The organism is Mycobacterium sp. 852002-30065_SCH5024008 (assembly GCF_001665645.1).
Taxonomy (GTDB): domain Bacteria; phylum Actinomycetota; class Actinomycetes; order Mycobacteriales; family Mycobacteriaceae; genus Mycobacterium; species Mycobacterium paraffinicum.
In genome coordinates this window covers 43,319-69,960 of the sequence record NZ_LZSZ01000030.1, presented here as the reverse complement: position 1 = coordinate 69,960, position 26,642 = coordinate 43,319, and the positions used below count along the sequence as shown (strand labels likewise).

The 26,642-nt window shown below is 69.1% G+C and carries 23 protein-coding genes; 13 read left to right on the top strand and 10 right to left on the bottom strand.

Annotated features, from left to right (window positions below; translation table 11 throughout):
* Window position 1: 1 nt before the first annotated feature.
* Genes A5781_RS03875 through A5781_RS03860 form a run of 4 tightly spaced genes read left to right on the top strand, consistent with a single transcriptional unit; the run spans window position 2 to window position 4,293 of the window.
* Window positions 2–1,999 carry an SDR family oxidoreductase gene (locus A5781_RS03875; protein ID WP_067201439.1) on the top strand — a complete coding sequence of 666 codons (1,998 nt, stop codon included), beginning with the start codon at window positions 2–4 and terminating at the stop codon, window positions 1,997–1,999.
* A 43-nt stretch (window positions 2,000–2,042) separates the two neighbouring features.
* On the top strand, window positions 2,043–2,786 hold the full coding sequence (locus tag A5781_RS03870) for a 2OG-Fe dioxygenase family protein (protein WP_067201527.1): 744 nt from the start codon (window positions 2,043–2,045) through the stop codon (window positions 2,784–2,786).
* A 20-nt stretch (window positions 2,787–2,806) separates the two neighbouring features.
* Window positions 2,807–3,838: a nucleoside hydrolase gene (locus tag A5781_RS03865; RefSeq protein WP_082939205.1), complete on the top strand. Its 1,032-nt coding sequence runs from the start codon at window positions 2,807–2,809 to the stop codon at window positions 3,836–3,838.
* The gene (locus tag A5781_RS03860) at window positions 3,835–4,293 is read left to right on the top strand and encodes a hypothetical protein (protein ID WP_067201436.1); all 459 of its coding nucleotides are present in this window, start codon (window positions 3,835–3,837) and stop codon (window positions 4,291–4,293) included. The genes A5781_RS03865 and A5781_RS03860 overlap by 4 nt, the downstream gene beginning before the upstream one ends.
* Window positions 4,294–4,384: 91 nt before the next feature.
* Here the strand turns inward: A5781_RS03860 and cmaA1 are convergent, their stop codons facing one another.
* The 5 genes from cmaA1 to A5781_RS03835 all read right to left on the bottom strand — a co-directional run bounded on the left by cmaA1 (window position 4,385) and on the right by A5781_RS03835 (window position 10,749).
* Window positions 4,385–5,272, bottom strand: coding sequence for a cyclopropane mycolic acid synthase CmaA1 (cmaA1, locus tag A5781_RS03855; RefSeq protein ID WP_067201433.1), 888 nt, complete (start codon window positions 5,270–5,272; stop codon window positions 4,385–4,387).
* 270 nt (window positions 5,273–5,542) lie between these two features.
* A complete protein-coding gene (locus tag A5781_RS03850) occupies window positions 5,543–7,084 on the bottom strand; it encodes a DNA polymerase Y family protein (protein WP_067201520.1) in 1,542 nt (513 codons plus the stop codon).
* Between the two features lie 38 nt (window positions 7,085–7,122).
* Entirely contained in the window at window positions 7,123–7,803 is a 681-nt protein-coding gene (locus A5781_RS03845) for a hypothetical protein (RefSeq protein WP_067201430.1), read from the bottom strand.
* A gap of 170 nt (window positions 7,804–7,973) precedes the next feature.
* Window positions 7,974–9,542, bottom strand: a complete 1,569-nt coding sequence (gene guaA / locus A5781_RS03840) for a glutamine-hydrolyzing GMP synthase (RefSeq protein WP_197503690.1) — start codon at window positions 9,540–9,542, stop codon at window positions 7,974–7,976.
* A gap of 16 nt (window positions 9,543–9,558) precedes the next feature.
* Entirely contained in the window at window positions 9,559–10,749 is a 1,191-nt protein-coding gene (locus A5781_RS03835; RefSeq protein ID WP_067201423.1) for an acyl-CoA dehydrogenase family protein, read from the bottom strand.
* A gap of 60 nt (window positions 10,750–10,809) precedes the next feature.
* Here A5781_RS03835 and A5781_RS03830 point away from each other — a divergent pair, with 60 nt between their 5' ends.
* Complete coding sequence (locus tag A5781_RS03830; protein ID WP_067201419.1) at window positions 10,810–11,463, top strand: TetR/AcrR family transcriptional regulator; 654 nt, start codon at window positions 10,810–10,812, stop codon at window positions 11,461–11,463.
* A 3-nt stretch (window positions 11,464–11,466) separates the two neighbouring features.
* Here A5781_RS03830 and A5781_RS03825 read toward each other — a convergent pair whose 3' ends face one another.
* Complete coding sequence (locus A5781_RS03825) at window positions 11,467–12,108, bottom strand: helix-turn-helix domain-containing protein (protein WP_067201416.1); 642 nt, start codon at window positions 12,106–12,108, stop codon at window positions 11,467–11,469.
* Between the two features lie 79 nt (window positions 12,109–12,187).
* Between A5781_RS03825 and A5781_RS03820 the strand changes: the two genes are divergently transcribed.
* From A5781_RS03820 to A5781_RS03790, 7 genes are all read left to right on the top strand, one after another.
* Entirely contained in the window at window positions 12,188–13,705 is a 1,518-nt protein-coding gene (locus A5781_RS03820; RefSeq protein ID WP_067201413.1) for an MFS transporter, read from the top strand.
* The gene (locus A5781_RS03815; protein WP_067201409.1) at window positions 13,702–14,781 is read left to right on the top strand and encodes an NmrA family NAD(P)-binding protein; all 1,080 of its coding nucleotides are present in this window, start codon (window positions 13,702–13,704) and stop codon (window positions 14,779–14,781) included. Before A5781_RS03820 ends, A5781_RS03815 begins: the two co-directional genes overlap by 4 nt.
* Window positions 14,778–15,596, top strand: a complete 819-nt coding sequence (locus A5781_RS03810) for a methyltransferase domain-containing protein (protein WP_067201406.1) — start codon at window positions 14,778–14,780, stop codon at window positions 15,594–15,596. Before A5781_RS03815 ends, A5781_RS03810 begins: the two co-directional genes overlap by 4 nt.
* Complete coding sequence (locus A5781_RS03805) at window positions 15,593–16,396, top strand: class I SAM-dependent methyltransferase (RefSeq protein ID WP_067201403.1); 804 nt, start codon at window positions 15,593–15,595, stop codon at window positions 16,394–16,396. The genes A5781_RS03810 and A5781_RS03805 overlap by 4 nt, the downstream gene beginning before the upstream one ends.
* Before the next feature lie 5 nt (window positions 16,397–16,401).
* Window positions 16,402–17,286: an alpha/beta fold hydrolase gene (locus A5781_RS03800; RefSeq protein ID WP_231990589.1), complete on the top strand. Its 885-nt coding sequence runs from the start codon at window positions 16,402–16,404 to the stop codon at window positions 17,284–17,286.
* Between the two features lie 104 nt (window positions 17,287–17,390).
* A complete protein-coding gene (locus tag A5781_RS03795) occupies window positions 17,391–18,131 on the top strand; it encodes a beta-phosphoglucomutase family hydrolase (protein ID WP_067201395.1) in 741 nt (246 codons plus the stop codon).
* Window positions 18,128–20,494: a glycoside hydrolase family 65 protein gene (locus A5781_RS03790; protein WP_067201392.1), complete on the top strand. Its 2,367-nt coding sequence runs from the start codon at window positions 18,128–18,130 to the stop codon at window positions 20,492–20,494. Before A5781_RS03795 ends, A5781_RS03790 begins: the two co-directional genes overlap by 4 nt.
* Window positions 20,495–20,497: 3 nt before the next feature.
* On the opposite strand, the gene A5781_RS03785 is transcribed toward A5781_RS03790, so the two are convergent.
* Window positions 20,498–21,064 (bottom strand): TetR/AcrR family transcriptional regulator, encoded by a 567-nt coding sequence (locus A5781_RS03785; RefSeq protein ID WP_067201390.1) that lies wholly within the window; start codon window positions 21,062–21,064, stop codon window positions 20,498–20,500.
* Window positions 21,065–21,126: 62 nt separating this feature from the next.
* On the opposite strand from A5781_RS03785, the gene A5781_RS03780 reads away from it, so the two are divergent.
* Window positions 21,127–22,020 carry a TauD/TfdA family dioxygenase gene (locus A5781_RS03780; RefSeq protein ID WP_067201387.1) on the top strand — a complete coding sequence of 298 codons (894 nt, stop codon included), beginning with the start codon at window positions 21,127–21,129 and terminating at the stop codon, window positions 22,018–22,020.
* On the opposite strand, the gene A5781_RS03775 is transcribed toward A5781_RS03780, so the two are convergent.
* Genes A5781_RS03775 through guaB form a run of 3 tightly spaced genes read right to left on the bottom strand, consistent with a single transcriptional unit; the run spans window position 22,017 to window position 26,546 of the window.
* The gene (locus A5781_RS03775; RefSeq protein ID WP_067201383.1) at window positions 22,017–23,753 is read right to left on the bottom strand and encodes a GMC oxidoreductase; all 1,737 of its coding nucleotides are present in this window, start codon (window positions 23,751–23,753) and stop codon (window positions 22,017–22,019) included. The two genes, A5781_RS03780 and A5781_RS03775, sit on opposite strands and share 4 nt — an antisense overlap.
* 59 nt (window positions 23,754–23,812) lie before the next feature.
* Window positions 23,813–24,940: a GuaB3 family IMP dehydrogenase-related protein gene (locus A5781_RS03770; RefSeq protein WP_067201380.1), complete on the bottom strand. Its 1,128-nt coding sequence runs from the start codon at window positions 24,938–24,940 to the stop codon at window positions 23,813–23,815.
* A 7-nt stretch (window positions 24,941–24,947) separates the two neighbouring features.
* Window positions 24,948–26,546 carry an IMP dehydrogenase gene (gene guaB / locus A5781_RS03765; RefSeq protein WP_067201377.1) on the bottom strand — a complete coding sequence of 533 codons (1,599 nt, stop codon included), beginning with the start codon at window positions 26,544–26,546 and terminating at the stop codon, window positions 24,948–24,950.
* Window positions 26,547–26,642 lie beyond the last annotated feature (96 nt).

Sequence of the window (26,642 nt, the reverse complement as noted above, 5' to 3'; positions counted from 1 at the left end):
CATGCGTTATGTCGTTACCGGCGGTACCGGGTTTATTGGTCGCCGCGTCGTCGACCGTCTCCTGGAAACGCGGCCCGATGCGCAGGTGTGGGTGCTGGTCCGGCGGCAGTCGCTGGGCCGCTTCGAACGGCTCGCCGCCGGGTGGGGTGAGCGGGCGAAAGCACTGGTCGCGGGGCTACCGGAGCTGGAGCTGACCGACGAGACCCTCGCCGAGCTGGGCCGCATCGATCACGTCGTGCACTGCGCGGCCATCTACGACATCACCGCGGGCGAGGCCGAGCAGCGGGCCACCAACGTCGAAGGCACCCGCGCCGTCATCGAGCTGGCTCAGCGGCTGGGCGCGACGCTGCACCACGTGTCCTCGATCGCCGTGGCCGGCGACTTCTCCGGCGAGTACACCGAGGACGACTTCGACGTCGGCCAGCAACTCCCGACCCCCTACCACCAGACCAAGTTCGAAGCCGAGCTGCTGGTGCGGTCGGCGCCCGGGCTGAACTATCGGATCTACCGCCCGGCGGTGGTGGTGGGCGACTCGCGCACCGGCGAGATGGACAAGGTCGACGGGCCGTACTACTTCTTCGGCGTCCTGGCCAAGCTGGCGCTGTTGCCGTCGTTGACGCCCATCCTGCTGCCCGACACCGGCCGCACGAACATCGTGCCAGTCGACTATGTCGCCGACGCTCTCGTGGCGCTGATGCACGCCGAGGGCCTGGACGGCCGCACCTTCCACCTGACCGCCCCGAAAACCGTTGGGCTGCGCGGCATCTACCGCGGCGTCGCCAAGGCGGCCGGGCTCCCGCCGGCGCGCGGGTCGCTGCCCGGCTCGGTGGCCGCCCCGGTGCTGAAGGTGCGCGGGCGGGCCCGGGTGCTGCGCAACATGGCGGCCACTCAGCTCGGTATCCCGGCCGAGGTCTTCGACCTCGTCGACTCCAAGCCCACCTTCGTCAGCGACCAGACCCGGAAAGCGTTGCACGGCACCGGCATCGACGTGCCCGAGTTCTCCAGTTACGCGCCCCAGCTGTGGAGGTACTGGGCCGAGCACCTCGACCCGGACCGGGCGCGCCGCGACGATCCGAAGGGACCGCTGCGCGGCCGGCACGTCATCATCACCGGCGCGTCCAGTGGCATCGGCCGGGCGGCGGCGATCGCGGTCGCCGAGCGCGGGGCGACGGTGTTCGCCCTGGCCCGCAACGCCGAGGCGCTGGACGAGCTGGTCGCCGAGATCCGCGCGGGCGGCGGTGACGCCCACGCCTTCACCTGTGACGTCACCGATTCCACCTCGGTCGAGCACACCATCAAGGACATCCTGGGGCGGTTCGACCACGTCGATTACCTGGTCAACAACGCCGGCCGGTCGATCCGCCGCTCGGTGGTCAACTCCACCGACCGGCTGCACGACTACGAGCGAGTGATGGCGGTCAACTACTTCGGTTCGGTGCGGATGGTGCTGGCGCTGCTGCCGCACTGGCGCGAGCGCCGCTTCGGGCACGTGGTCAACGTTTCCAGCGCCGGCGTGCAGGCGCGCAACCCGAAGTACAGCTCGTACCTGCCCACCAAGGCGGCGCTGGACGCGTTCGCCGACGTGGTTGGGTCGGAGACGCTGTCCGACCACATCACCTTCACCAATATCCATATGCCACTGGTTCGTACGCCGATGATCGCGCCGTCGCACCGGCTCAACCCGGTGCCCGCGATCAGCCCTGAGCGCGCGGCCGCCATGGTGGTGCGCGGCTTGGTGGAAAAGCCGGCGCGCATCGACACCCCGCTGGGCACGCTGGCCGAAGTCGGCAATTACTTCGCGCCGCGGACGTCGCGACGCATCCTGCACCAGCTCTATCTGGGTTACCCCGACTCGGCCGCCGCCCGCGGCTTGACCACCGAACCGGCGGCGGCTCCCCCGCGCAAGCCGAGGCGCCCGGCGCGGGGCGTCACCCGCGGCATCCGGACACCGCGATCGGTCAAGCGCTTGGTGCGCCTGATGCCCGGGGTGCATTGGTAGGTCAGCGCGTTTCAGGCGCAGCCGATTGCGGTATTCCGGCGCGATGACCCGGACTCTTTCCGCGAAGCGGGCCGACGCCGACCCGGTGGCCGTCGCGGCACGCCAGGTCGCCGCGACGGGCGCCGCGGTGATGTCCTCGCTCGACGTGACCCGAAGCCTGGGCGCGGGCCGCGAAGAGTGGACCCGGTTCGCCCGGCACTGGCAGCATCTGGCCCCCGACCCCTACGCGGCGGAGCTGGGCGTGCAGCGGCTGCGCCGCTACGGCCAGTACTCGTTTCGCGATGGCCTGCTGCGCCCGATGCCCAGGAGCATGTTCGTGCAGCCAGAGGACTCCAACCCCCTCTACATCGGCAGGGACCGCGAGTTCGAGTCGCTGACCGATGCGTTCGCCCGGGACCCCTTGCTGCACAAGGTGATAGGGCTGCTGGCCCGGGTGGCCGCGGCGCTCGACGACGTGGCGGACTGGAACGTCAAGGTGCATCCGTTCCGCACCCGGTCGTCGACGGACGAGGGCGCGCATCCGACGCCAGAGGGCGTGCACCGCGACGGCGTCACGCTCGTCACCTCGCTGCTGGTCGGACGGCGCAACGCCATCGGAGGCGAGAGCACGGTGTGCGACCTGGACGGCCGGCAGTTGCTGGCGACGACGCTGGCCGAGCCCGGCACGCTTATGCTGGGCGACGACCGCCGCACCCTGCACGACGTCTCCCGGATCCGGCCCATCGACGGCTCGGGCCCGGCGCAGCGCGACGTCCTGGTGGTCACCTTCGCCTCGGCCTGGTCGTAAGCGTCGGTATCGTTGCGGCGGTGGCCCCCGTTTTCGTCGACGTCGACACCGGCGTCGACGACGCGCTGGCGTTGATGTACCTGTTCGCCAGCCCGGACGCTGATGTGGTCGGCATCGCCTCCACCGGGGGAAACGTTGCGGTGCAGCAGGTTTGCGAGAACAACCTGGGCCTGCTCGAGCTGTGCGGCGTCACCGGCGTGCCGGTCTCCAAGGGCTCCGACGAGACCCTGACCGGGCCGATGCGCCTGCCCTCGAAGGTCCACGGCCCCAGGGGATTGGGTTATGCCGACCTGCCGTCCACCGCTCGCCGCCTCACCGACCACGACTCGGCGACCGCCTGGGTGCGCGCAGCGCACGCCTTTCCCGGTGAGCTCATCGGCGTGGCGACCGGCCCGCTGACCAATCTGGCGCTGGCGCTGCGCGCCGAACCGGCGCTGCCGACGCTGCTGCGCCGCCTGGTCATCATGGGCGGTTCCTACGATCACCGGGGCAACACCACCGCGGTGGCCGAATGGAACATCAGCGTGGACCCCGAGGCCGCGGCCGAGGTGCTGGCGGCCTGGGACCCCGAAACCGTTGGCCAAGAGCGTCTTCCGGTCCTGTGCGGCCTGGACCTGACCCGCAAGGTGGCGATGACGCCCGATCACCTCGCCAGGTTGGCGGACGCCGCGGGGTCGACGGCCACGCCGATGAGCGCGGACGACGAGCCCGGCACCCGGTCGACGGCGTCCAACCCGTTGATCCGGGTGATCGAGGACGCGATGCGGTTCTACCTGGAGGCCTACCACGACATCGGCCACGGATACCAGGCACATCTGCACGATCCGCTGGCCGCCGCCGTGGCGCTGGACCCCGGGCTGGTCACCACCCGGCCCGCGACGGTCGACATCGAGCTGACGGGGACCCTGACCCGCGCCATGACGGTGACCGACTGGTCGGGGCGCCGGGAACCCAATGCGCTGATCGGGATCGACGTGGACGCGGCGGCCTTCTTCGACCGTTTCATCGAGCGGGTTGGGCCGTTTGCGCGCAGGGCACCCTGTACGCCATGAAGATTCGTTTCATCGAAGTCCTGCGCGCGGGATGGGGCACCGTGCTGCTGGCCGCCCCGTCAGAGGTGCTGAACCACATCCACGGGGTGCAGGCCGACCGCAAGGCGCTCGTCGTCACCCGGATCCTGGGCGCGCGTCACCTCACCCAGGCGCTGCTGTCGGGCATCAACCCGGGCCCGGAGGTGCTGGCCGCCGGCGTCTGGGTCGACACGGTGCACTCGATCACCGCTCTCGGCCTGGCGGTGGTCGATCGGCGCCGGGCGCGCGGCGGGGTGACCGACGCCGCCGTCGCGGCGTCGTGGGCGGGCCTGGGCTGGCGCCACCTGCGGGCGGGTAAGGCCAGGACGGACGGCGTCCGCGGGCGCGATCGGTTGGCCCGCGCGGTCGTGGGTGCGCTGCCCGGCGGTGGCCCGCTGATGGCGCAGGCGCAGGCGGTCCGCGCCGAGCGGACCTAGGGCGCGAGTCGTTCGCACCCGGAGTGTGGGTGACGCCCACGGTCATGGCGCTGGCGGCTGGTCCGCCTGGGTGCCCGCCGTGCACTGAACGTCATTTCTGCAACGTGAACTGATTGACGTCGATGTATCCGATACGGAACATCTCGGCGCAGCCGGTCAGGTATTTCATGTACCGCTCGTAAACTTCCTCGGATTGCAGCGCGATGGCCTGGTCCTTGTGGGCTTGCAGTGCGGCAGACCAGATGTCGAGCGTCTTCGCGTAGTGCGGCTGCAGCGACTGGACGCGACTTACTGTGAAGCCATTCGCGGTGGCGCGTTCTTGCACCATCGGTATCGAGGGCAGCCGCCCACCCGGGAAGATCTCGGTGACAATGAATTTGACGAATCGGGCGAATGTGAACGATATGGGCATGCCGCGTTCGATCATCTCCGTCGGATGCAGCCCGGTGATGGTGTGCAGCAGCATGATCCCGTCATCGGGCAGCAGGTCATGCGCCAGGGTGAAGAACGCGTCGTAGCGCTCGTGCCCGAAGTGTTCAAAGGCGCCGATGCTGACAATCCGGTCGACGGGCTCGTCGAACTGCTCCCAGCCTCGCAGCAGAATCCTCGCGGAACGTGGGCTATCGGATTGGGCGATCAGCTGCTCGACGTGGTTGGCCTGGTTGCGGCTCAGGGTGAGGCCGACGACGTTGACGTCGTACTTTTCGAGGGCGCGCATCATGGTGGCCCCCCAACCGCAGCCGACGTCGAGCAACGTCATGCCCGGTTGCAATCCAAGTTTGCCGAGGGCGAGGTCGATCTTGGCGATCTGCGCCTCTTCCAGCGTCATGTCGTCGCGCTCGAAGTAGGCGCAGCTGTACGTCTGGGTCGGGTCGAGGAATAGCCGGAAGAATTCGTCCGACAGATCGTAGTGGGCCTGCACATCGTCGAAGTGCGGCGTTAAATCAGTCCCCTCGGGGGGCTCCGACGTCGTAGGCATCGTGACAGCCTAGTCGCCGATCTGAGCATCGCGGAAACAGTGAAGTCTCCCGTTTGCTTCGGCATCGATACCGGCGAGGACGACGCAGTGGCGCGCCGCCGCCGTCGCGCTGGATCCGGAACTCTTGTGACACGCGGGCGTTTCTTCGACCGGTTCATCGAACGGGCAGGATCCTTTGTGCGCCAATTAGGTGGTGCCCGACAAAGATTCGCACGGTCGAGAGTTGGGGCAGCGTGCGGCTGACGCCCGCCAAGGTACGGGTAAGCACCGCTACTCGTAGCTGCCCTCGAGGTACCAGCGCCGCTGGCGATAGCACAGCAGAAACGCCCGCTCGCCCTCCAGCAGGACCTGCGCGCGGGCGGTGCGGCCTTTTCCGACGCCGGGATCCCACCACCGCTCGTCGACCGGCCACGGTCCGACCCACCAGTCCAGCCGCTCGTCCCGGCCGTGCACGGTCAGCCGCACCGGGTCGGCGGAGAACAGCCCCCGGCTCGTCACCCGTACCGGGTTCCCTTGGGCGTCAAGCATTTCCACCGGGTCGTCGAGCAGCACCGCCGGTGCCGGCTCGGGCAGCCGGCCGGGCCACGGCAGACCCGGGTCGGCCCGCGGAACCGGTTCGTCACCCAGCGGGGTCAACGTGATGCGTTCGGCCGGCCCGCGCCCGCCGGACAGCACCGGCACCCGCACCGCCTCCGGGCCGAGCAGGCCCTGCACCCGCACCAGGGCCCGGCGGGCCCGCAACCGGTCTTCCTCACCCAGGCCGCCCCACAGCGGCAACTGCAGCGCTCCCGCCGACACCACCTCGACGGCCTGCAGCCGCAACAGCGTCACCGCGGCCGTCGGGCGAGGGTTGCGCGCGGTCCGGCTGCTCAACCAACCGTCGAGTTGCCAGCGCACCCGGTCGGCGGTGGCGTCCTCGGTCAACGGCTCGGCGCACCGCCACACCCGTTGCAGTTCTTCGCCGTTGGCGGTGACGGCGTGAATGGCCAGCCGGGTGCAGCCCACCCCGGCGGCCATCAGCGTCCGGTGTAGCGCGCCGGCCAGCGAGCGCCCGGCGAAGGCCGCGGCGTCGACCCGGTCGATCGGCGGGTCGCAGTCCAGCACGGCCTCCAGCTCCTCCGGCGGCTCCCGACCGGACGGCCCCCGTTCGGGTTCGCCGCGGGCCAACCGGTGCGCGGTCACCCCGTCGGCGCCGAACCGGGACGCCACGTCGGTGGCCGACAGTGCGGCGAACTGCCCGACGGTGCGAATTCCCATCCGCCACAACAGGTCCGTCAACTCTTCCCGCCCCGCGCCGCACAGGCTGGGCTCGGTGGCGAGCTGGCGGATCGAGAGCACCGACAGAAACTTCGCGTCGCCGCCCGGCGGGACGACCCGACCCGCCCGCGCGGCGAAGACGGCGGTGGACAACTGGTCGGCGATCCCGACCTGGCACTCGGCGCCGGCCGCTGAACTCACGGCCACCGCGTCGATCAGCCGTTCGGCGGCATCGGTCTCGGAACCGAAATAGCGGGCCGCCCCGCGTACCGGCAACACCAAGAGCCCGGGCCGCAGCACCTCGGCGCGCGGCACCAGGTCGTCCACCGCCGCAACGACCGCCTCGAAGAAGCGGGCGTCGCGGTCCGCGTCGGCGGTGCCGACGTGCAGCTGTGGGCACCGGGCCGCCGCCTCCCGGCGCCGCAGTCCCCGCCGCACCCCCGCCGCACGGGCGGCCGCCGAGCAGGCGATCACCCGGTTGGCCAGCGTGACCGCCACCGGGGCGGTCGCGGGCAGCCCCGCGGCCGCGGCCGCCGCGACCGCGGGCCAGTCCATGCACCAGATGGCCAGCACCCGGGAAGCCACTTCAGAATTCACCCGGCTCGCGCCCGGGCGGTCACCCGTCGTCCCGCACACACCCCGCTGACCTGCAGCCGCACCCGGCTGATCCGGCCGAATCCAGGGCGGCTTCCCGAAGTGAGCTCGTAGCCGCAGACCCGGGCCTCCAGCCGCGTGGGCGCGCCCTGCCAGTCGCCGTCGGTGACCAACACGGTGCACCCCTTGCTGCGGGCCCGCGCCACCACCGCCCGCGCCCGGGTCTGCGGCACCCGGCGCCCGCCCAGGCCGAGGACCACCAGATCCATACCGTCGACGAGCACCGCGGCCACCTCCACCGGATCGGTTCCGGGATCCGGTATCACCGCGACCCGGCTCAGATCCGCCCCCATCTCCGCGGCGGCCAGCAGCCCGATGTCCGGCTGGCCGACGATTGCCACGTTGCCGCCCGCCGCCGTCACCGCGGCCACCATGCCAAGCAGCAGCGACCGGGCGCCCGAGAGCACCGCCACCGTCCCGCGCGGCAGGGGCGCCGGCAGCGACTCCGCCAGCCACGGCGGCAGCGCCAGCTGGGATTCCGATTCCGGCAGCAGGTCGTCGGCGCGGGCGGGTGCGGGCCCCGGCGCCTTCCCGGTGATCACGGCCATCCGTCGGCGCAGCGATTCGAGCTGCTCAGCGCGGGTTTCCCGCCGGCGATCGGGGGCGAAAGCCGCAGTCATGACCGCCTCCTACCGCCACTCCCGCACGACTATTTTCGAAAGTATGTTCGACTGATTGAGAGTAAACACCCGCCCTCCGACAACCGTCAAGAAACGGGAGGGGCGGCTTTATGCGATCGATACCGGTGGGGCGGATGGGTGTGATGTGGCGGCGCTTACGCGCCCACCAATCACTCCCACTCGATGGTGCCGGGGGGTTTGCTGGTGATGTCCAGCACCACGCGGTTGACCTCGGCCACCTCGTTGGTGATGCGGGTCGAGATGCGCTCGAGCACCTCGTAGGGCACCCGGGTCCAGTCGGCGGTCATGGCGTCCTCGCTGGACACCGGACGCAACACGATCGGGTGCCCGTAGGTGCGGTTGTCGCCCTGCACACCGACCGAGCGGACCTCGCCCAGCAGCACCACCGGGCACTGCCAGATCAGGTTGTCCAGGCCGGCGGCGGTGAGTTCCTCGCGCGCGATGGAGTCGGCGCGGCGCAGCGTCTCCAACCGCTTCGCGGTGACCTCGCCGACGATCCGGATGCCCAGGCCGGGGCCCGGAAAGGGTTGGCGCGCAACGATTTCTTCTGGCAGGCCGAGCTCACGCCCGACGGCGCGCACCTCGTCCTTGAACAGCAGCCGCAGCGGCTCGACGAGCTTGAACTTCAGGTCGTCGGGCAGGCCGCCGACGTTGTGGTGGCTCTTGATGTTGGCGGTCCCGCTCCCCCCGCCGGATTCCACCACGTCCGGATACAGCGTGCCCTGCACCAGGAAATCAACCTCAGACCCGGTGTCGCTCAAGATATCCCGCACCGCGCCCTCGAAGGCGCGAATGAACTGGCGACCGATGATCTTGCGCTTGCCCTCGGGGTTGGTCACTCCCGACAGCGCCTGCAGGAAGGTGTCGGCCGCGTCGACGGTGACCAGTTTGGCGCCGGTGGCGGCGACGAAATCGCGCTGCACCTGCGCCCGTTCGCCGGCGCGCAACAGCCCATGGTCAACGAAGACGCACGTCAGCCGGTCACCGATGGCGCGTTGCACCAGTGCGGCGGCCACCGCCGAGTCCACGCCGCCGGAGAGTCCGCAGATGGCGTGGCCGTCGCCGATCTGTTCGCGCACCTGCTCCACCAGCGCGCTGGCGATGTTGGCCGGCGTCCACTCGGCGCCGAGCCCGGCAAAGTCGTGCAGGAAGCGGCTGAGCACCTGCTGGCCGTGCGGGGTGTGCATGACCTCGGGGTGATATTGCACACCGGCCAGGCGGCGCGCCCGGTTCTCGAAGGCCGCCACCGCCGCGCCCGCGCTGCTGGCGACCACGTCGAATCCGTCCGGTGCGGCGGTGACCGCGTCACCGTGGCTCATCCAGACCGGCTGGGAGTTCGGCAATCCCGAATGAAGTTCGCCGCCAACCACTTTCAGCTCGGTACGGCCGTACTCACTGGTGCCGGTGTGGGCGACGGTCCCGCCCAGGGCCTGCGCCATGGCCTGGAATCCGTAGCAGATGCCGAACACGGGCACGCCGAGATCGAACACCGCCGGATCGAGTTGCGGGGCGCCCGGCTCGTAAACGCTGGACGGCCCACCGGAGAGCACCAGCGCCGCCGGCCGGCGGGCCTTGATCTCGTCGATCGAGGCGGTGTGCGGGATGACCTCGGAGAAGACCCGCGCCTCCCGGACGCGCCGGGCGATCAACTGCGCATACTGTGCGCCGAAATCGACGACCAACACGGGCCGCGGCGAGGGTGCTTCCACGGCAGCCAGCTTAGTGGCCGCACCCTCACATCAGATGAGTCGGTTGGGTAATGCCGAAACGGGTGCCGGCGTAGCGCTTCAGGGCGGACGGGCCGAAGTACACGTGCTGGCCGGCGGTGTGCAGATCCCGGAAGCAGCGTTGCAGCGGATGGCTCGCGTGCACCGCGCCCGCGCCCGTCAAGTCGAACGTCGTATCAACCACTTGACGCGCCGCACGCATCGCCTGCTGGGCGGCGAGCTGGAAGCCTGCGCGCTGCTGCAGCGATGGTGGATCACCGGCAAGGGCGGTTTCCCACAGCGCGCCGGCCTCATCGAGCACGAAGGCCCGGGCCGACCTCAAACCGGCTTCGGCATTGGCGAACTCGACTTGGGCGGACGGGTCCTTCGCCAGCGGCTCGAACGCGCCGGCGCGCGTCTTGGTTGTCGCGAGGTCGGTGAATTCGTCGAGTGCGCGCCTCGCGATCCCGAGCGGGACGCCGACCAGGGCGACCCCGACGAGGGTAAAGAAGGCCAGCCTCCACAGGGTGCCGTCCTGGCGGGCCGCCTGGAAGAACGGGCTGATGGTGTGTTCCTCGGCGACGCAAAGATCCCGGGCGATCAGGTCGTTGCTGCCGGTGGCGCGCAGACCCAGAACGTCCCAATTCTCGACGATCTCGGCGTCGGCGCGCGGAAAGAAGGCGAGGCGCCAGTCGGGGCCCTGCCCCGAGATCATTCGCGGCGTCTCGCCGTCGAAGACGAACATCCCGGTCAGCAGCCATTCGGCATGGCGGCAACCGCTGGCGAACGGCCACCGGCCCTCGACCGCGAACCGTCCGTGGCCATCCGGGACGGCACGGCCGGTGGGGGCGAACACCGTGGCCGCCAAGAAGTCGGCGTGCGAGCCGAACAGCGCTGTGGCGACGGCGGGTTCGAGCCAGGCGGTGAATGCGGGCGCCCCGGCACCGATGGCCGCGATCCAGCCCGTGGAACCGTCGGCACGCGCCAGCTCCTCGACCAGGTGGATGAAGTCGACCGGGGCCACTTCGAATCCGCCGAGCGAGCGCGGTTGCAAGGCGCGGAAGACGCCGGCCGCACGCAGACGCTCGACCAGATCGAGCGGCAATGTGCCGAGCGCCTCGGCCTCATCGGCGCGCGCCGTGATTTCGGGCGCCAGCGCACGCGCGACGTCCGTGGGATGGGCGCCGTCCGACAGGGCGGGGCGTGTTGCGGTTGTCATGTCACGCTCCCTTCGTCTGATACAGTAACCAGTAATAGATACAGGAGCATGTATTCAATTATGGGATCTGTCAAGGGCCGGCCTCCGCGGCGTTACGACTCGACCCGCCGTCGCCAACAGGCCCAGCAGAACCGGCACGCGGTGCTCGTCGCCGCCCGGCGGAGATTCCTGACTCAGGGCTACGCGGCGACGACCATCGCCGAGATCGCAAGCGACGCAAGCATATCGGTTGAAACAGTGTACAAGGCGTTCGCCACAAAGGCGGGCGTGCTCAAAGCGCTCTTCGATGTGTCCGTCGCCGGCGACGACGAGCCGATCCCGATGGCTCAGCGAGACGTGATCCAGAACGTGATCGATGCGACCGACGCGGCCCGCAAGCTGGAAATCTACGCCGAGCACCTGGCCGCCACCATGCCGCGCAGCGCGCCGGTCCAGCTGCTCGCGCGCGACGGCGCCGCCTCATCGCCGGACGCCGCCGAGGTCTGGAAGCAGATCCGGCAGGAGACACTGACCGCCATGACGATGTTCGCGTCCGATCTCGCCCGCACCGGGCGGCTTCGAGTCAGCGCCAGGCAAGCGCGCGATGTCCTGTGGACGTATCACGCCCCGGAGCTGTACGAGCTTCTCGTCCTGGAACGCGGGTGGTCGGCCACCCGCTACGGCAAGTTCATCGCCCGGGCGCTGACCGACGCCCTGCTCGACCGCCCGGATTGAGGCCTACAGCGAGAAGGCCGCCCGCACCGCGTCGACGGATGCCGGGTCGCCCGTCACGGTGATTCGCCGCAGCGCCGCCGCGCGCTTGGCCTCGCTCGCGCCCAGGCGGGCGGTCACCAGATCCGCCGCGCCAGCGGTGATCGTCACGGAAGGTTCACCGTGACCACCGGCTAGGCGGCCCTGGGTCACCGCGAAGTCGAAGCGCCGACCGTCGATCTCGGCCCGGCACGTCGCCTCCAACCCGGCCGCCTTGCCGGAGTCGAAGCCGAGCAGGATGCCGGCCAAAAACCCGTTGAGGGGCGATACCCCGCCGCCCCCGACCGGGTCCAACCGGTCCAGGCCGAACAACGCGACGCTCCTCAAGACGGGCAACGCCCGCTGCCAGCCCATGTCACTGAGGGTGTAGACGGTCCGTCCGATCGGGGCGGGCAGGTCGGTGCGGTCGACGAGTCCCGCATCCTGCAGTTCTTTGAGCCGCTCGGCCAGCAGATTCGTTGCAATGCCGGGCAACTCGGCGCGCAGGTCACCGTAGCGGCGGGGGCCGCCGACCAGCTCGCGCAGGATCAGCAGCGTCCAGCGCTCGCCCAGGACGTCGAGCCCGAGCGCTATCGGGCAGTTCTGGTTGTAGGTCCTGCGGGTCGCCACCAGGCCAGCCTACCAGCGGTAGACATGATTTTCTATTAGTTACTTGATTTCTTTGTCTCTTGGCTTTAGTGTCTTGTTCATGCGTCCCGAACCCCTCCTCCCGAACCGCCCCATCCCGGCGCTGGCCGTCATCTGCCTCGGGGTCTTCGTCATCAGCGTCGACGCCACCATCGTCAACGTCGCCCTGCCGACCCTGTCTCGCGGACTCGGCGCCGACACCGCCCAGCTGCAGTGGATCGTCGACGCCTACACCCTGGTGATGTCCGGGCTGCTGCTCTCCGCGGGGAGCCTCAGCGACCGCTTCGGCCGACGGGGCTGGCTGAACTCCGGCCTGGCGCTGTTCGCCGTAACCTCTGCCGTTGCGGCGCATACCGATTCGGCCGCCCAGTTGATCGCGGCACGCGCCGCCATGGGGGTGGGTGCGGCGGTGATCTTCCCGACCACCCTGGGCCTGATCACCAACATCTTCACGGACGCGGCGGCCAGGGCCAAGGCGATCGGCCTGTGGGCGGCGATGGTCGGCGTCGGGGTGGCCGTGGGGCCGATCAGCGGCGGCTGGCTGCTCGAACACTTCTGGTGGGGCTCGATCTTCATGGTCAACATCCCGATCGCGGCGCTGGCCATCGTCGGCGGCATCTTGTTCGTGCCGACCTCGCGCGACCCGGCCGCACCGCGCGTCGACGTCGGCGGCCTGCTCTTGTCGGCGGTCGGGATCACCGCGTTGGTCTACACGGTCATCGAGGCGCCCACCTGGGGATGGACCAACGGCCGGACCGCGATCGGGTTCGCCTCGGCCGCAGCGGTTCTGACCGGGTTCGCGCTGTGGGAGCGGCGCAGCGACCACCCCATGCTGGACGTGTCGGTGTTCGTCGACCGCCGGTTCTCCGGCGGTAGCCTGGCCGTGACCGCCGGCTTCCTGACGTTGTTCGGCTTCATCTTCGTCATCACCCAGTACTTCCAATTCATCAAGGACTACACCGCATTTCAGAGCGGGGTGCGGCTGCTACCGGTCGCAGCCTCCATCGCGCTGGCGAGCATCGCGGGACCCCGGCTGGTTGAACGGGCCGGCACCACCGCCGTCGTCGCCGCCGGCCTCACCGTCTTCGCCACCGGGCTGGCGTGGGCGTCCACCGCCGACGCCGCCACGCCGTACACCCAGATCGCCACGCAGATGCTGCTGCTCGGCGGCGGCCTCGGCCTGACCGTTTCGCCGGCCACCGAGGCGATCATGGGGTCGTTGTCCGCCGACAAGGCCGGGGTGGGCTCGGCCGTCAACGACACCACGCGCGAACTCGGGGGCACGCTCGGCGTCGCGATCGCCGGCAGCATCTTCGCGTCGGTGTACTCGGGACATCTCGGAACGGAGGCGCTGACCGGGCTGCCCGCGGACGCGATGCGGCACTCAATGGCGCTCGCGCACAGGGTGATCGAGCAGCTGCCGGCGCAGCGGGCCGGTGGCGTCCGCGCCGCGGTCGACCGCGCGTTCCTGGACGGCCTGCAGGTGAGCTCGCTGGTCTGCGCGGGCATCGCGCTCGGCGCCGCGATCGTCGTCGGCTGGTTATTGCCGGCACGTCAAACCGAAAGGACAACCGCATGAATACCCGAGTGTTGGTGACTGCCGCCACCGGCAGGATCGGCAGCGCGGTCGCCGCCCAGCTGTTGGAGAAGGGCGTCGCCACCAGGGCCATGGTGCATCGCGAAGATGCGCGCAGTGCACGCCTGCGGGAACTGGGCGCCGAGGTGGTCGTGACCGATATGTTTGATATCCAAGCGGTTACGGCCGCGCTGGACGGGGTGGATCGGCTGTACTTCAACCCTCCGTACCACCCCCATGCACTCGACAGCGCGGTTGCCTTCGCGGTGGCCGCACGGCGCGCCGACGTGGAAGCGGTGGTGGCGCTCGGACAGTGGACGGCCAGCCCGGAGCACCCTTCGCTGATGACCCGGCAAGCATGGCTGACCGACAAGCTGTTCGACCTGCTGCCGGACACCGCCCACGTCGCCGTCGATCCCGGCTACTTCGCCGACAACTACTTGCAGGTGCTGCCGCTCGCCGCAGCGCTGGGAATCCTGCCGGTGCCCACCGGGAAGGGCCGAAATGCGCCTCCATCCAACGAAGACATCGCCCGAGTTGCCGTTGGCGCCCTGCTTGACCCGCACCGTCACAACGGCCGCGCCTACCGCCCGACCGGACCGACCCTGCTATCGGGAACCGAGATCGCCGACGCGGTCGGTGAGGCGTTGGGCCGACGGGTGCGCCACATCGATATCCCCCCATGGATGTTCATGCGCGCCGTGCGCGTCAATGCCAAACGGCTCGGCGCCGACATGTTCTTCCAGTCCAGCCTGCGCCACTACCTGCCCGAATCCGCCCTGGGAACCTGGGAGGTAGGTGGTCCCACCACACACGTTCGTGACGTTGCCGGTGTCGAACCCGAAGATTTCCTGACGATCGCACGCCGCTACGTCACCGGCCCCGAAACACGGCGCACCGCAGGTAATTTCATCCGGCAACTCGGCGACTTTCTGTTGACCGGTCTCGTACCGATGCACCGCCTCGACAAGTTCGACCGGCTTCAACAACATCCGCAACCCGCACGTCCCCGGTTTGCCGGTCAGTCTGCGCTTTGGCGGGCCGAGCACACCGCACCGGAGAGGATAGGAACGCGATGAACACGAGCACTTATGTTCTCGGCCACGCCGACGTGGAGGTGCGGCGGCTCATCCTGCAGGGGCGGCTGTACAACGACTACACCGAGCACGCGCTGCGGCTCGCCGGACTGCGCCCGGGCATGCGGGTGCTCGATATCGGGTGCGGGCCCGGCGACGTGTCGTTCGTCGCCGCTCGGCTGGTCGGTCCGACGGGAAGTGTCCTCGGCGTGGACGCCGCACCCGCGATGGTCGAGCTCGCACGCAGCCGCGCCGCCGAACAGGGTCTGCGCACAGTGCAATTCACGCAGGCCGCCGTCGACGCGATCGCGCCGGACGAACCGGTGGACGCGGTCATCGGCCGGCTGATCCTGATGCACCTGCCCGACCCGGCCGGGTCACTGCGGCAGCTGAGCTCCTTCGTGCGCCCCGGCGGCGTTGTCGCCTTCTCCGAGAACGACATCACCGCGACGCGCAGCATCCCGGACCTGCCGCTGTTCGGACGGGTCACGGCGGGCATCGTCCGCGCCTTCGAGGCGATGGGCCTGTCCGCGCGGTTCGGCACCACGCTGCACTCCGTATTCGCCGAGGCCGGACTGGGCGCGCCGCGCCTGACTCAGGGGACGCCCATCGGCACTGCCGCCGACGCCGACATCCTGGCCTACGCCGCCGAAGTCTGGCGGTTGGTCTCCCCCATCGCGGAGCAGGGCGGCTTCGCCATCGACGAGCTCGCCGACATCGAGGACTTCGTGGCGCTATTCCGCCGGGAGGTGCTTGCGGCCGGCGCCCTGGTCACGATGCCCCCGCTGATCACGGCCTGGACGGAGGTCCACAGATGAACGAGACAATCCAGAGCCAGTACTCGACCGGCCTGTCCCGACCCAACATCGAGCGCGCGCTGACGTCCGCCGGGAAAGACCTCGACCGGCTCGAACCCGCCGACCTGGGCACGCTGGAGGACTTTCACACCATGGGCCGCTTCGCCACCAGCCAACTGGTGGATCTCGCGGGCATCATCAGCGAAAGTCGGGTGCTCGACGCGGGCAGCGGGATCGGCGGCACCGCCCGCTACGTCGCCGACCGGTGCGGCTGCACGGTGGCGGCCGTTGATCTCACCGACGAGTACTGCGAAACGAGCCGTTGGCTCAATCGCCTGGTCGGTCTCGACGACCGGATATCCGTCCGGCAGGCGGACGTCACCGAACTTCCCTTTGCTGACGGCACTTTTGACGTCGTCATCAGCCAGCACGTTCAGATGAACGTCGCCGACAAGGCGCTCCTCTACTCCGAAGCGCACCGGGTGCTGGCGGCCGGGGGCCGGGTTGCGTTGTGGGACATCATGACCGGGGATCATGGCAAACTGGAATATCCGCTGCCGTGGGCCGACGAACCCGAGCGCAGCCATCTGGTCACCCCCGACGAGTTACGCGCAGTCGTCGAGTCCGCCGGGTTAGCCGTCGAGCACTGGAGCGACCTGACCGCGCAGGCGACCGAGTTCATGCACGCGCTGCTGGCCCAGCCCTCGACCCCGCTGGGTTTGCACGCGTTCGTCGACGACTTCGAGCTGAAGGTCGGCAATCTAACCCGCGCGCTGGCCGACGGGCGGCTTCGGGCCATCCAAGCAGTGTGTGGAAGGTGAAGGCCTTGGCGCCCAATGAGATTGCTAATCAGCGGTACACGATGACGTGGAGCGGCGGCCGCGGTGAAGTGAAGTTCCTGCGGCGCTCCGACGGATCCCGGTTGCGTTACTTCACGACCGGCACCGGTCCGCCGCTCGTCCTGTTGCACACCGTAAGGACGCAGCTGGACTATTTCCAGCGGGTGGTGCCCGCGCTCTGGGACGAATTCACGGTTTACACGCTGGATCTGCCCGGCATGGGGTGGTCCGACATAGTCCCGGGTGCCAGATATGGCGAACCGGAACTACGCAGCGCCGTCGTCGAATTCATCGAAACGCTTGAGCTGCATGATGTCACGTTAGCCGGTGAATCGATGGGTGCGGCGATCGCGCTGTTGGCCTCGATCGAGCTGACCGGCGAAGTGCGCAACGTGGTCGCCTTCAATCCTTACGACTACCCGAGCGGCCTGGAACGCGGCAACTGGTTCGCCCGCGTGATCGGGACCGCCGTCCGCCTGCCCGGCACGGGGCAGGTCTTCGCCCGACTGGAAAATCGCATGATCCTGCGGGCGGTGCTGCGCGGCGGCCTCACCGATCACCACGCGCTACCCGAAGGCTTCCTCGGCGAGCTGCGCCGAGCCGGCCGTCGACACGGCTACCCCAGGGTGAACCGGGCCATCATGCGCAGCCTCGACGGCTTCGTGGCCGCCCGAAGCCGCTACACGCAGGTCAGCGTTCCCGTCACTCTCGTCTACAGCGAGCATGACTGGTCCCGTGCGGCGGAGCGCTCGCACGTCGCTGTCCAGCTGAATGCGGAAGCCATCACTGTTCCCGGCGCGGGCCACTTCTCGGCCCTCGAGCGCCCAATGGAAATGGTCCGCGTCATCCTGGAAAGCCGTCGACGTACGTAACGAGCACCAGCGCCTGGTGGGCCGAGGTAGCGCTCGGATTGCTCTGCATGGTGGAGTGGGTATCGCTTAACTAGTCCTCCAAGGCCAGGAAGCGAGGTCCACCCGTGCTCGGTCTGCCCGAGAAGGTGCATGCCTGTCTGTTCGACCTCGACGGTGTGCTCACCGATACCGCGAGCGTGCACACCAAGGCCTGGAAGGCCATGTTCGACGACTACCTGTCCGAACGGGCCAAACGCACCGGCGACGAATTCGTTCCGTTCGATGCGGCCGACGACTACCGGAAATACGTCGACGGCAAGAAACGCGAGGACGGGGTCCGGTCCTTTCTACAGAGCCGCGGGATCGAGCTGCCCGACGGCAACCCCGATGACGCGGGAGACGCCGAGACGGTATACGGCCTGGGCAACCGCAAGAACGACATGTTCCAACGGGTGCTGCGCGAGGACGGCGTCGAGGTCTTCGAAGGCTCGCGGCGATATCTGGAGGCGGTCTCGGCGGCCGGCCTGGGAATTGCCGTGGTGTCTTCGAGCGCCAACACCCGTGACGTCCTCGAGATCACCGGCCTGGACCAGTTCATCCAGAAGCGGGTGGACGGCGTCACGCTGCGCGACGAGCACATCGCCGGTAAGCCGGCGCCAGACTCCTATCTGCGCGGGGCGGAGTTGCTCGGCGTCGAGGCCGGGGCCGCGGCCGTGTTCGAGGACGCGATTTCGGGCGTGCAGGCCGGCCATGCCGGTAACTTCGGCTACGTGGTGGGAGTCGACCGAGTGGGCCAGGCCGACGATCTACGACGCAACGGCGCCGATGTGGTGGTCACCGACCTCGCCGAGCTGCTGCAGTCATGATCGACGACGAAGCATTCCCCGTCGATCCATGGCACGTCTGCGAAACAAAGCTCGACCTGAACCTGTTGGCCCAGTCCGAGTCCCTGTTCACCCTGTCCAACGGGCACATCGGGCTGCGCGGCAACCTAGACGAGGGTGAGCCCTACGGTCTGCCCGGCACCTACCTGAACTCCTTCTACGAAATCCGCCCGCTGCCCTACGCCGAGGCCGGCTACGGCTATCCGGAGGCCGGCCAGACCATCGTCGACGTCACCAACGGCAAGATCATCCGCCTGCTGGTCGAGGACGAGCCGTTCGACGTCCGCTACGGCGAATTGCTCTCGCACGAGCGGGTTCTCGACATGCGCGCCGGGACGATGACCCGCGGCGCGCATTGGCGCTCCCCCGCAGGCAAGGAGATCAAGCTGGTGTCCACCCGGCTGGTGTCGCTTGCGCAGCGTGGTGTCGCCGCCGTCGAATACGTCGTCGAAGCGGTCGGCGATTTCGTTCGCGTGACGGTGCAGTCCGAGCTGGTCACCAACGAGGACCAACCCCAGACGTCGGGTGACCCGCGGGTGTCGGCCATTCTGGAGAGCCCCTTGGTGGCCGTCGATCACGAAAACACCGAGACCGGGGCGCTTCTCATGCACCGCACCCGTAGCAGCGCCCTGATGATGTCTGCCGCGATGGACCATGAGATCGACGTTCCCGGCCGCGTCGAGTTCAGCACCGACGCCCGCGACGATCTGGCGCGGACCACGGTGATCTGCGGGCTGCGCGCCGGGCAGAAGCTGCGCATCGTCAAATACCTGGCGTATGGCTGGTCGAGCATGCGCTCGCGCCCGGCCCTGCGCGACCAGGCCGCCGCCGCCATCCACAGCGCCCGCTACACCGGGTGGCAGGGGCTGCTGGATTCGCAGCGGGCCTACCTGGACGACTTCTGGGACAGCGCCGACGTCGAGGTCGAGGGCGACCCGGAATCACAGCAAGCGGTGCGGTTCGGGCTTTTTCACCTACTGCAGGCCAGCGTGCGCGCCGAGCGCCGCGCGATCCCGGCCAAGGGGCTCACCGGAACCGGCTACGACGGCCACGCCTTCTGGGACACCGAAAGTTACGTGCTGCCGGTGCTCACCTACACCGCGCCGCATGCGGTGGCCGACGCGCTGCGGTGGCGGGCGTCGACCCTGGACCTGGCCAAGGATCGGGCGGCCGAGCTGGGCCTGCAGGGCGCCGCGTTCCCCTGGCGGACCATTCGCGGGCAGGAGTGCTCGGCCTACTGGCCGGCCGGCACGGCGGCCTGGCACATCAACGCCGACATCGCCATGGCCTTCGAGCGGTATCGCATCGTCACCGGCGACGAGGAACTGGAGAAGAATTGCGGGCTCGCGGTCCTCGTCGAGACCGCCCGGCTCTGGCTCTCCCTCGGCCACCACGACCGGCACGGCGTCTGGCACCTCGACGGCGTCACCGGCCCCGACGAGTACACCGCGATCGTGCGCGACAACGTCTTCACCAACCTGATGGCCGCGCACAACCTGCGCACCGCCGCCGAGGCCTGCATCCGCCACCCCGAGGTGGCGGAGTCGATGGGCGTCACCACCGAGGAGACGGCTTGCTGGCGCGACGCGGCCGACGCCGCGAACATCCCCTACGACGCCGGCCTGGGGGTCCACCAGCAGTGCGAGGGGTTCACCACCCTCGCGGAGTGGGACTTCCAGGAGAACCACGCCTATCCGTTGCTGCTGCACGACCCGTACGTGCGGCTCTATCCGGCGCAGGTGATCAAGCAGGCCGACCTGGTGCTGGCGATGCAGTGGCAGAGCCACTTCTTCACGCCGGAACAGAAGGCGCGCAACGTCGATTACTACGAGCGGCGCATGGTGCGCGACTCGTCGCTGTCCGCCTGCACCCAGGCGGTGATGTGCGCCGAGGTCGGGCACCTGGAATTGGCGCACGACTACGCCTACGAGGCCGGGTTGATCGACCTGCGCGACCTACACCACAACACCCGCGACGGCTTGCACATGGCGTCGCTCGCCGGCGCCTGGACGGCGCTGGTGGGCGGCTTCGGCGGCCTGCGCGACGACGAGGGCATCCTGTCGCTGAATCCTGCTCTGCCCGACGGTATTTCGCGGCTGAGATTCAGGCTTCGGTGGCGCGATTTCCGGCTTACCGTCGACGTGAACCATTCAGACGTCACCTACACGGTGCGCGACGGCCCGGGCGGCCAACTCACCATCCGGCACGCGGGCGAAGAGATCACCCTGAGCACCGATGCGCCGAAAACCGTTGCGGTGCAAGCCCGCAAGCCGCTGATGCCGCCCCCACAGCAGCCTCCTGGCCGCGAGCCACTGCACCGCCGGGCACTGACGCGGAAAAAGTGAGCGTCAGCCGGATTTGAGGATCCGCCCCACCTCTGCGCCCACCGCCTGCCGTATCTCGTCGTCCGTCAGCTCGTCGATCCCGGTCGCCGAGCGCAGGATCGGCGCAAACAGCCGCCAACCAAATTGCAGCGCAAGCGCATTGGCGACGGCCAGGCGCGCATCGATCTCGTTGTCGTGAAGCGGCCGCACCCAGCCGAGTAGCGTCGCGATGTTGGGAAAGCGCTTTTGCAGCTGCCCCGCCGGATACCCGTCGAGCACCGTGCGGGCCATGACCCGCATCTGCCGGTCAAGGGCCCGGTCCAGGACGTCGGCCGGCGCCTCCTCACTGAGCAGGGCGCTCAGGTTGGCGCCCAGGTGATCGAGCACGGCGCCGACCAGATTCTCCTTGGTGCCGAAGTGGCGAAAAACCAGCCCGTGGTTGACGTTGGATCGCGCGGCGATGTCGCGGATCGACGTCGCGGCCGGGCCTCGTTCGGCGAACAGGTCGGTGGCGGCCTCCAGGATCGCCGCAGCGACCTCGGCCCGCCCGGTGGGCATGTTCGCGCGGCCACTTGCGGAACGTGTAGTCATGTGACTACAGTACTCGATGTAGTCAGTTGACTACACCCCCTTTCACACGAGGATTGATGAAAATGATCGGTCAGATAACCGTCACCAAGCTGGGTAGCCGCATCGGCGCGCGGGTCGACGGGGTGCGCCTCGGGGGCGATCTCGACCCGGACGCGATCGAGAAGATCCGCCAGGCGCTGCTGGCCCACAAGGTGATCTTCTTTCGCCACCAGCACCAGCTCGATGACCAGGAGCAACTCGCGTTCGCCGCACAGCTGGGCACGCCCGTCGGCCATCCGGCCGCCGAGGTGCTCGCCGCCAAGAACGCGCCGGTCATCACGCCGATCAACTCCGAATACGGCAAGGCGACCCGCTGGCACACCGACGTCACGTTCGTCGCGAACTACCCGGCCGCCTCGATCCTGCGGGCAGTTACCCTGCCCAGGTATGGCGGCTCGACGCTGTGGGCCAACACCGCCGCCGCCTACGAGCACCTGCCGGAACCGCTCGCCTGGCTCGTCGACGACCTCTGGGCGGTGCACACCAACCGGTACGACTACGTCACCCCTGAAGCAATGACCGACGCGCAGCGCGCGTTCCGGCAGGCCTTCGAGAAGCCGGATTTCCGCACCGAGCATCCCGTGGTGCGGGTACACCCGGAGACCGGTGAACGCACCCTGCTACTGGGAGATTTCGTGCGCGGGTTCGTTGGCCTGGACAACTACGAGTCGACGGTGCTCTTCGATTTGCTGCAACGGCGAATCACCGTCCCCGAGAACACCATTCGTTGGAACTGGGCGCCGGGTGACGTGGCCATCTGGGACAACCGGGCCACCCAGCACCGCGCCATCGACGACTACGACGACCAGCCTCGGCTGATGCACCGCGTCACCCTGATGGGCGACGTGCCCTTCAACGTGCACCGGCAACGCAGCCGGGTGGTCAGCGGCGCCCCACTTGAGGCGATCGCGAGCTAGCCGGCCGAGGGCACCGGGGTGATCGGCAACCAGCGCAGCGCACCCGGCGCGTCCGCGGGCACCACGGGTTGCTGCGGCGCGATCGGGTCCAGCCGGCGGTAGGGCTGGCCCTGCGCTGGGCGCTGATCGTTCTCGCCCTTGTTCGGCCACAGCGAGGCGGCCCGTTCGGCCTGTGCGGTGATGGACAGCGACGGGTTGACGCCCAGGTTCGCCGAGATCGCGGCACCGTCCACCACGAACATCGTGGGATAGCCGTAGACCCGGTGATACGGGTCGATCACGCCGTGTTCGGCGCTGTCGCCGATCGCCGCGCCGCCGAGGAAGTGGGCGGTCAGCGGGATGTTGAACAGCTCACCCCAGGTGCCGCCGGCCACGCCGTCGATCTTTTCGGCGATGCGCCGGGTGACCTTGTTCCCGACGGGGTTCCAGGCCGGGTTGGGATCCCCGTGCCCCTGCTTGCTGGTGTACCAGCGGATGCCCAGCTTCCCGCGTTTGGTGTAGGTGGTGATCGAGTTGTCCAGGTGCTGCATGACCAGGGCGATCAGCGTGCGCTCGCTCCACTGGTGGACGTTGAGCATCCGCATCATGCGGCGCGGATCCTCGCGGGCCTGGTCCAGCAGTTGCTTCCAGCGCGGCACGTCGGTGCCCTCCGGACCGGTGCCGTCGGTCATCAGCGTCTGCAGCAGCCCCATCGCGTTGGACCCCTTGCCGTAGCGGCAGGGTTCGACGTGGGTGTCTGCGGTGGGATGGATCGACGACGTGATGGCCACCCCGTGCGTCAGGTCCAGTTTCGGGTCGACCTGGAGCTTCCCGGCCCCGACGATGGACTCGGAGTTGGTGCGGGTCAGCACGCCGAGCCGCTCGGAGAGGCGCGGCAGCTTGCCCTTGTCGCGCATCTTGAACAGCAGATGCTGCGTTCCCCAGGTGCCCGCGGCCAGGATCAGGTGCGTCGCGGTGTAGGTGCGCCGGTCCCTGCGCAGCAGGCTTCCCGTGCGCACCGTGCGGACCTCCCACGCCCCGTCGGAGCGCTGCTGGAAGCCCTTGACCGTTGTCATCGGAATGACTTGTGCCCCAGCCGATTCAGCGAGGCCGAGGTAGTTCTTGAGCAGCGTGTTCTTGGCGCCGTAGCGACAGCCCGTCATGCAGCAGCCGCATTCCAGGCAGCCGGTGCGCTCCGGTCCCGCGCCGCCGAAATAAGGGTCCGGCACTGTCTTGCCGGGGGTCTTGGCGCCTTCGGGGCCGAAGAACACCCCGACCGGGGTGGGCACGAAGGTGTCACCGCAGCCCATCTCGTCGGCGACTTCCTTGAGGACCCGGTCGGCGTCGGTGAAGGTCGGGTTCTTGACCACCCCGAGCATCCGTTTCGCCTGCTCGTAATGCGGCATCAACTCGTCGCGCCAGTCGGTGATGTGCGACCACTGCCGGTCTTTGAAGAACGGCTCCGGCGGCACGTAGAGCGTGTTGGCGTAGTTCAGGGAGCCCCCGCCCACCCCGGCGCCGGCCAGGATCAGCACGTTCTTCAGCGGGTGGATCCGCTGAATGCCGTAGCAACCCAGCCCGGGCGCCCACAGGAACTTGCGCAGATCCCAGGAGGTCTCGGCGAAGTCCTCGTCGGCGAAGCGCCGCCCGGCCTCCAATACGCCTACGCGGTAGCCCTTTTCGGTCAGCCGCAGCGCGCTGACGCTGCCCCCGAAACCCGAACCGATAATCAGAACGTCGTAATCCGGCCTCATCGCACCAGTATGGCCTTACTCACGGGTAACGAGCCAGTGCCCCCGGTCTTCAGCTGGCCTCAGCTTCCAGTGGTCAGCCCGACCTTCTGGAACTCCTTGAGATCGCAATAGCCGGCCTTGGCCATCGACCGGCGCAGGCCGCCAACCAGGTTCAGGGAACCGAACGGGTCGTCGGAAGGCCCGTTGAGCACCCGCTCCAGCGGCGGGCGCTCGCCCAGCGCGATCTGCAGCAATGCCCCGCGCGGCAACGACGGGTGCGCCGCCGCGGCCGGCCAGAACCAGCCCTCGCCGAGCGCTTCGGCGGATTCGGCGAGCGGGGTGCCGAGCACCACCGCGTCGGCGCCGCAGGCGATCGCCTTGGCCAGCTCGCCGGAGGTGTGGATGTCGCCGTCGGCCAGCACGTGCACGTAACGGCCGCCGGTCTCGTCGAGGTATTCGCGCCGCGCGGCGGCGGCGTCGGCGATGGCGGTCGCCATCGGCACGCTGATGCCCAACACCTCGTCGCTGGTGGTGACGCCCCGGGTGGAGCCGTAGCCGACGATGACGCCGGCGGCGCCGGTGCGCATCAGGTGCAGCGCGGTGCGGTGGTCGAGCACCCCGCCGGCCACCACCGGGACGTCGAGCTCGGAGATGAAGGTCTTCAGGTTCAGCGGCTCACCGTCACTGGCCACCCGTTCGGCCGAGACGATGGTGCCCTGGATGACCAGCAGGTCGATGCCGGCCTGCAGCAGCACCGGGGTCAGCGCCTGCGCGTTCTGCGGGCTGACCCGCACCGCCGTGATCACCCCGGCCTCCCGGATGCGCGCGACCGCGGACCCCAGCAGGTCGGGGTTCAGCGGGGCGGCGTGCAATTCCTGCAGCAGCCGGATCGACGCCGACGGTTCGGGCTCCTTGGTGGCGGCCTCGACGAGCTGGGCGATCTTGCCCTCTACGTCGGCGTGCCTGCCGATCAGGCCTTCGCCGTTGAGCACACCCAGCCCGCCCAGCCGGCCGAGCTCGATCGCGAACTCGGGCGACACCAGTGCGTCGGTCGGGTGGGCCACCACCGGGATCTCGAAGCGGTAGGCGTCCAGCTGCCAGGTGGTCGACACGTCCTGCGACGACCGGGTGCGCCGCGACGGCACGATGCTGACTTCGCTCAGTTCATAGGTGCGACGGGCGTTGCGGCCCATCCCGATTTCGACCATCCCGGCCTCAGCGCGCAAAGTAGTTCGGCGCTTCGACGGTCATGGCGACGTCGTGCGGATGGCTTTCGCGCAGCCCGGCGGAGGTGATCCGGACGAACTGCGCCTGCTGCAGCGCCTCGATGGTGGGCGATCCGGTGTAGCCCATCGCGGCGCGCAGACCGCCGGTGAGCTGGTGGATCACCGAGGACAGCGGTCCGCGGAACGGTACCCGGCCCTCGATTCCCTCGGGCACCAGCTTGTCCTCGCTCAAAGCGTCGTCGGCGAAGTAGCGGTCCTTGGAGTACGACTTCGCCCCTCCGCGGCCCTGCATGGCCCCCAGCGACCCCATGCCGCGGTAGCTCTTGAACTGCTTCCCGTTGACGAAGATGAGCTCGCCGGGGGCCTCGGCGGTGCCGGCCAGCAGCGAGCCCAGCATGGCCGTCGATGCGCCGGCGGCCAGGGCCTTGGCGATATCACCGGAGTACTGCAGCCCGCCGTCGGCGATCACCGGCACCCCCGTCGGCCCGCAGGCCGCGACCGCTTCCAGGATCGCCGTGATTTGTGGCGCTCCGACCCCGGCCACCACCCGGGTGGTGCAGATCGAGCCCGGTCCCACGCCGACCTTGACCGCGTCGGCGCCCGCCTCGACCAGCGCCAGAGCCGCGGACCGGGTGGCCACGTTCCCGCCGATCACCTCGACCTTCTCGCCCACCTCCGCCTTGAGCTTGCCGACCATGTCGAGCACCAGCCGGTTGTGCGCGTGCGCGGTGTCGACGATCAGGACGTCGGCCCCGGCGTCGACCAGCATCATCGCGCGCACCCACGCGTCGCCGCCGACGCCCACAGCGGCGCCCACCAGCAGCCGGCCGTCGCTGTCCTTGGTGGCCAGCGGGTGCTGTTCGGTTTTGACGAAGTCCTTGACAGTGATCAGCCCGGTGAGCCGGCCGTGGCCGTCGACGACGGGCAGCTTCTCGATTTTGTTGCGGCGCAACAGGCCCAGTGCCGCGTCGGCGCTGACGCCCTCCTGGGCGGTGATCAGCGGGGCCTTGGTCATCACCTCGGCGACCTTGCGGGTCTGGTCCACCTCGAACCGCATGTCGCGGTTGGTGATGATGCCGACCAGCGCGCCGACGTCGTCGACCACCGGCAGGCCCGAGATCCGGAACCGGGCGCACAGCGCGTCCACCTGCGCCAGGGTGTTGTCCGGGCGGCAGGTGACCGGGTCGGTGACCATGCCGGCCTCCGAGCGCTTGACCATCTCGACCTGGCCGGCCTGCTCGGCGACGGGCAGGTTGCGGTGCAGCACACCCATGCCGCCCGCCCGGGCCATCGCGATGGCCATCCGTGACTCGGTGACCGTGTCCATCGCCGAACTGACGAGCGGCACTTTGAGCCTGATCTTCTTGGTCAGCTGGCTGGACGTGTCCGCGCTGGCGGGAACCACATCGGAAGCGGCGGGCAGCAGCAGGACGTCGTCGAAGGTGAGGCCGAGCATCGCGATCTTGTGCGGGTTGTCACCCCCGGTCGGCGCGGGGTCGTCGATCAGTCCTCGAATATCGGGGTCGCGCACGTAGGGGCTGCCGACGAGGTCGGAACTGTCTTCCAGGTGGGACATGCCACGGGTCATCGGTGGGGCCCTCCATACGATGCGGCGCGAGACCCCCATCCTATCGGCTCGCCCGTCGCCCCGACCCGCTTGTCGGGGCGCGCCGCGAACGGCAAA

Excerpts from the sequence above, each read along its gene's own strand:
- A5781_RS03875 (WP_067201439.1), top strand. The coding sequence starts at position 2 with ATGCGTTATGTCGTTACCGGCGGTACCGGGTTTATTGGTCGCCGCGTC.
- A5781_RS03870 (WP_067201527.1), top strand. The coding sequence starts at position 2,043 with ATGACCCGGACTCTTTCCGCGAAGCGGGCCGACGCCGACCCGGTGGCC.
- A5781_RS03860 (WP_067201436.1), top strand. The coding sequence starts at position 3,835 with ATGAAGATTCGTTTCATCGAAGTCCTGCGCGCGGGATGGGGCACCGTG.
- cmaA1 (WP_067201433.1), bottom strand. The coding sequence starts at position 5,272 with ATGCCTACGACGTCGGAGCCCCCCGAGGGGACTGATTTAACGCCGCAC.
- A5781_RS03850 (WP_067201520.1), bottom strand. The coding sequence starts at position 7,084 with ATGGACTGGCCCGCGGTCGCGGCGGCCGCGGCCGCGGGGCTGCCCGCG.
- A5781_RS03845 (WP_067201430.1), bottom strand. The coding sequence starts at position 7,803 with ATGACTGCGGCTTTCGCCCCCGATCGCCGGCGGGAAACCCGCGCTGAG.
- A5781_RS03835 (WP_067201423.1), bottom strand. The coding sequence starts at position 10,749 with ATGACAACCGCAACACGCCCCGCCCTGTCGGACGGCGCCCATCCCACG.
- A5781_RS03830 (WP_067201419.1), top strand. The coding sequence starts at position 10,810 with ATGGGATCTGTCAAGGGCCGGCCTCCGCGGCGTTACGACTCGACCCGC.
- A5781_RS03820 (WP_067201413.1), top strand. The coding sequence starts at position 12,188 with ATGCGTCCCGAACCCCTCCTCCCGAACCGCCCCATCCCGGCGCTGGCC.
- A5781_RS03815 (WP_067201409.1), top strand. The coding sequence starts at position 13,702 with ATGAATACCCGAGTGTTGGTGACTGCCGCCACCGGCAGGATCGGCAGC.
- A5781_RS03810 (WP_067201406.1), top strand. The coding sequence starts at position 14,778 with ATGAACACGAGCACTTATGTTCTCGGCCACGCCGACGTGGAGGTGCGG.
- A5781_RS03805 (WP_067201403.1), top strand. The coding sequence starts at position 15,593 with ATGAACGAGACAATCCAGAGCCAGTACTCGACCGGCCTGTCCCGACCC.
- A5781_RS03790 (WP_067201392.1), top strand. The coding sequence starts at position 18,128 with ATGATCGACGACGAAGCATTCCCCGTCGATCCATGGCACGTCTGCGAA.
- A5781_RS03785 (WP_067201390.1), bottom strand. The coding sequence starts at position 21,064 with ATGACTACACGTTCCGCAAGTGGCCGCGCGAACATGCCCACCGGGCGG.
- A5781_RS03780 (WP_067201387.1), top strand. The coding sequence starts at position 21,127 with ATGATCGGTCAGATAACCGTCACCAAGCTGGGTAGCCGCATCGGCGCG.
- A5781_RS03775 (WP_067201383.1), bottom strand. The coding sequence starts at position 23,753 with ATGAGGCCGGATTACGACGTTCTGATTATCGGTTCGGGTTTCGGGGGC.
- A5781_RS03770 (WP_067201380.1), bottom strand. The coding sequence starts at position 24,940 with ATGGTCGAAATCGGGATGGGCCGCAACGCCCGTCGCACCTATGAACTG.
- guaB (WP_067201377.1), bottom strand. The coding sequence starts at position 26,546 with ATGACCCGTGGCATGTCCCACCTGGAAGACAGTTCCGACCTCGTCGGC.